The 3661-nt window shown below is 41.7% G+C and carries 3 protein-coding genes and 2 pseudogenes; 4 read left to right on the top strand and 1 reads right to left on the bottom strand.

Annotated features, from left to right (window positions below):
* Positions 1-43: 43 nt before the first annotated feature.
* Positions 44-573: pseudogene (locus K6984_RS36875) on the bottom strand (IS30 family transposase); the annotation flags it as partial.
* A 130-nt stretch (positions 574-703) separates the two neighbouring features.
* Here K6984_RS36875 and K6984_RS31945 point away from each other — a divergent pair.
* The 4 genes and pseudogenes from K6984_RS31945 to K6984_RS35580 form a co-directional block, all read left to right on the top strand.
* Positions 704-913, top strand: a pseudogene (locus K6984_RS31945) (recombinase family protein); the annotation flags it as partial.
* Positions 914-1376: 463 nt separating this feature from the next.
* On the top strand, positions 1377-2555 hold the full coding sequence (locus K6984_RS30260) for an AAA family ATPase (protein ID WP_221898655.1): 1179 nt from the start codon (positions 1377-1379) through the stop codon (positions 2553-2555).
* Positions 2552-3109: a DUF4276 family protein gene (locus tag K6984_RS30265; protein WP_221898656.1), complete on the top strand. Its 558-nt coding sequence runs from the start codon at positions 2552-2554 to the stop codon at positions 3107-3109. The genes K6984_RS30260 and K6984_RS30265 overlap by 4 nt, the downstream gene beginning before the upstream one ends.
* 90 nt (positions 3110-3199) lie before the next feature.
* Entirely contained in the window at positions 3200-3325 is a 126-nt protein-coding gene (locus K6984_RS35580) for a hypothetical protein (protein WP_263458928.1), read from the top strand.
* Positions 3326-3661: the final 336 nt, after the last annotated feature.

The following is a 3661-nucleotide window of genomic DNA, read 5'->3' on the forward strand; positions in this document are numbered from 1 at the left end:
TCTGGAGACTATCAGCCCGTCCGGGGCTGACAGCGGACGCTTACATTGTATCTGCCTCCCAATCACCTATACGCTTACGGTTGTTGACCTCTTCAGGACGCTCATCTATATCGACTCTATTAGGGATTCCTGTCCTATTATGGGCTGACCCATACCGCTTGCGATAGGTTTTGTTCTGATGCCGAAGATGCTTGTATAGTTCACCCCCTGCCTTTTTGTCCGCCAGAATATGCTGGTAGATTGTTTCATGATGAAGACTAATTATACCTTCTTGTTTTAACCGCCCTGCAATCTGCTCAGGACTCCAGTCATCCTCAATGCGAACATTAACAATGCCTTTTATTTCATCCGTTAATTTATAACCTCTTTAGGCTTGTTTTTGTGTCGTTCTTGGGCAAAATCTTCTGCTTGTTTATGCCTGTAGCCTCTTTGACCTGTATTGCGTTTAATCTCGCGTGAAATATTGCTTTGGCTTCGTTCTAAAGCTTCTGCTATTTTATTCTGTGAAGTTCCCTTTTTTAATTCAATTTCTATATAATATCTTTCTTCAGGACATAGGTGTGTATAGCTCATTTGTAGCCTCTGTAAATTGTTTGGTAGCTGTTTACTTTCACCTATGTCTTGTCTTAATTCAACAGGTGTTAGTCTAGCCAATACTTGCAGAGGGTTATGCACTTATTATACGAATTCAGGAATGTTTAAATTCTTAAGGAAAGCTGATACGCTGGTTGCCTGGAAACTAGATAGGCTAGGAAGATCATTACAACACTTACTCGGAGTTATAAATGATCTTGAAAAAAAAGGAATCGGCTTTGCCTCATTAACTGAGGTGATTGACACAACAACCAGTACCGGGAAATTAACTTTTAATATTTTTGGTTCACTTGCAGAATTCGAACGCTCATTAATTAAAGTGATTGAGCCACTTTTCCAGAGAAATAGTTAGTTTCGGGGGGGGGATGGTTTGTCTCCTGCAGGACAGTTTTATTCATTAACTGCATAAAGGTCGGTTATGACCAATCTTTACCGTCATAATAAGTTCTTGCGACAGAACCCTATTATGGTTCTGTCGCAAAAAAGACAAAAACAGGCTATTACCTACGATCATAAGATTAAATTTCAGCTAAATAAGGTTCGCATGTTCAACTAAAAATGGTGCTACTTTTTAAGTTATTATTCTCGCGAATGTCATATGGTATGGTACCTGACTTTCCAACTAGTTTATCGGATGGGATGAGAAAGTTTTTCTCCTGGATGGTGTCTTATCCATTGGTTGCATAAAAACAGGTTACAGTTGATTTTTACACAAATATTTATTTTTTTTGCGACAGAACCCTTAACGGGGACATAGCCCATGAATTCGGTGGAGGTTTACTTTGCATATTGAATCCATAAAGCTGAAAAACTTTAAAAGTTTCCGTGATACGAAAATGCTCGACATACCAAAGTTTTGTGTCATTGTTGGTGCAAATGGTGCGGGAAAATCCTCGCTATTTAGCGTTTTTGAATTTCTTCGTGAAGCATTGGATAGTAATGTACATACTGCGCTGGTAAAGCTTGGTGGTAATCGAGGTTTTAGTGAAGTACGTAGTCGTGCTGTATCGGGAAATATTGAAATCGAAATTAAGTTTCGAGAAACAGATAAGTCCCCCTTGGTTACTTATTTTTTATCTGTTGGAGAAAAGGATAAACGCCCAGTCGTGACTCGTGAAATTTTGAAATACCGTCGAGGTAGGGGGGGTAAGCCTTGGCATTTTTTAGATTTTTGTAATGGTAAGGGTGAAGCAGTCACCAATGAAATTGACAATGTGACGGATGTAAAAGATCTTGTTCGTGAAAGCCAGAAACTAAAGTCACCTGATATTCTGGCGGTAAAAGGTTTGGCGCAATTTGAACGTTTTCCCGCGGTTGTGGCGCTAGGCAATTTAATTGAAAAGTGGCACATCTCTGATTTCCATATTAACCGCGCCAGACCAGAGCAGGATGCGGGTTACGCAGAGCACTTATCTCGCGAAGGTGAAAACCTCTCTTTAGTTACAGAGTATTTACACACTCGTCACCCTAAAGTTTTTAATACTTTGCTAAAAAAACTGGCAGCACGGGTACCGGGGATTACTTCCGTTGATGCTAAAACAACCGAAGAAGGTCGAGTCCTTTTACGTTTTCAAGACGGTGCATTTGAAGACCCATTTTTAGCTCGTTATGTATCAGATGGCACCATTAAAATGTTTGCCTATCTGGTGTTACTTTATGATCCTGAACCACATCCACTTTTATGTGTCGAAGAACCTGAAAACCAGCTTTACCCCCATCTACTGTGGGAATTAGCTGAAGAGTTCCGTTCTTATTCTGAACGAGGGGGGCAAGTATTTGTTTCTAGCCACTCGCCCGATTTCTTAAATGCAGTCGCATTAAGTGAAGTTTATTTTCTTGTTAAAGAAAATGGTTGCACTAGCATAAAGAGATTGCAAGATGATCAACAAATAGCTGCGTTCATTGCTGAAGGTGATCAGATGGGCTATTTATGGAAAGAAGGCTCCTTTAACCCTCGATGAGTGAGCTTGTATTTTTCTTAGAGGAGCCTTCAGCTAAAGAAATGCTTAAGAGTGTATTGCCTAAAATTCTACCTGACACAATCATACCCAGATACCTGGTATTTGAAGGAAAGCAAGACTTAGAAAAACGCCTTCCAATTAAGTTAAAGGCTTGGAAAAGCCCTGGAGCAAAGTTTGTCGTTATGCGTGATAAAGATAGTGGTTGTTGTTTTAGCATTAAAAGTAATTTAGTAGATAAGTGCCGAAATTCTGGGAAACCAGATACCTTGGTGCGTATTGCCTGCCATGAGCTGGAGTCGTTTTATTTAGGTGACTTGGCGGCGGTAGCCAAGTCCATTGGGCCGAACAATCTGGCCGAGAAACAAAATATAGCCAAATTCCGCGACCCAGATAAATTAAGTAATGCATCACAAGAACTAAAAAGAATCGCGCCAAATTATCAAAAAATATCCGGTTCTAGAGATATTTCGAAACACTTAGATATTACAAACAATCGTTCAAAAAGTTTTAACGCACTTATCTCAGGTGTGAAACGTTTAGTGGATGAGTCCTAACTGCTCTGTTGCATAAAATAGCAGGCGCGCCATGCTACCTCACAACATTCTGGGACTCCTGTCACCAACATTCATTCGCCTACGCAGCGAATGGGAGATGCCCTGGTCGCCCTGCGTCCGTCTCAACTACACACAAAACCCTGCTCCGTTAAGACTACCTCAAATGGCTGGACGGCTATTCGGAATGCAATTCTTGCCTCCCTCGCGCGCTACTAGCGCACTTCGGATCAGCGAATTGCCCTGTCGCCTACCAGGGACTAAAAATCATCACTCCGCTTAGGCTCCGTTTCCCTGATTTTAAGCGAAATCAAGGACTGGAAGCTGCAAAAAAGCGCGGTGTCCGCTTGGGTCGCCCCCCTACCCTGCGCCATAAGCAGATAAAAAAAGCACAGGCAGACATTGAAGCGGGGCGGGAGTCTGTCGCATCAATGGCGGCTTTGTTCGGGGTTGATCGTTCAACTATGTTTAGAGCCTTGAAAAAACTAGAGTCATGAATGAACCACTTAACCAAACTTACGCTGAAAATCCTGGAAACGGAGCTTTAGCGAAGTG

Origin of the sequence: Bathymodiolus japonicus methanotrophic gill symbiont (genome assembly GCF_019721995.1) — a bacterium.
Classification (GTDB): Bacteria; Pseudomonadota; Gammaproteobacteria; order Methylococcales; family Methylomonadaceae; genus Methyloprofundus.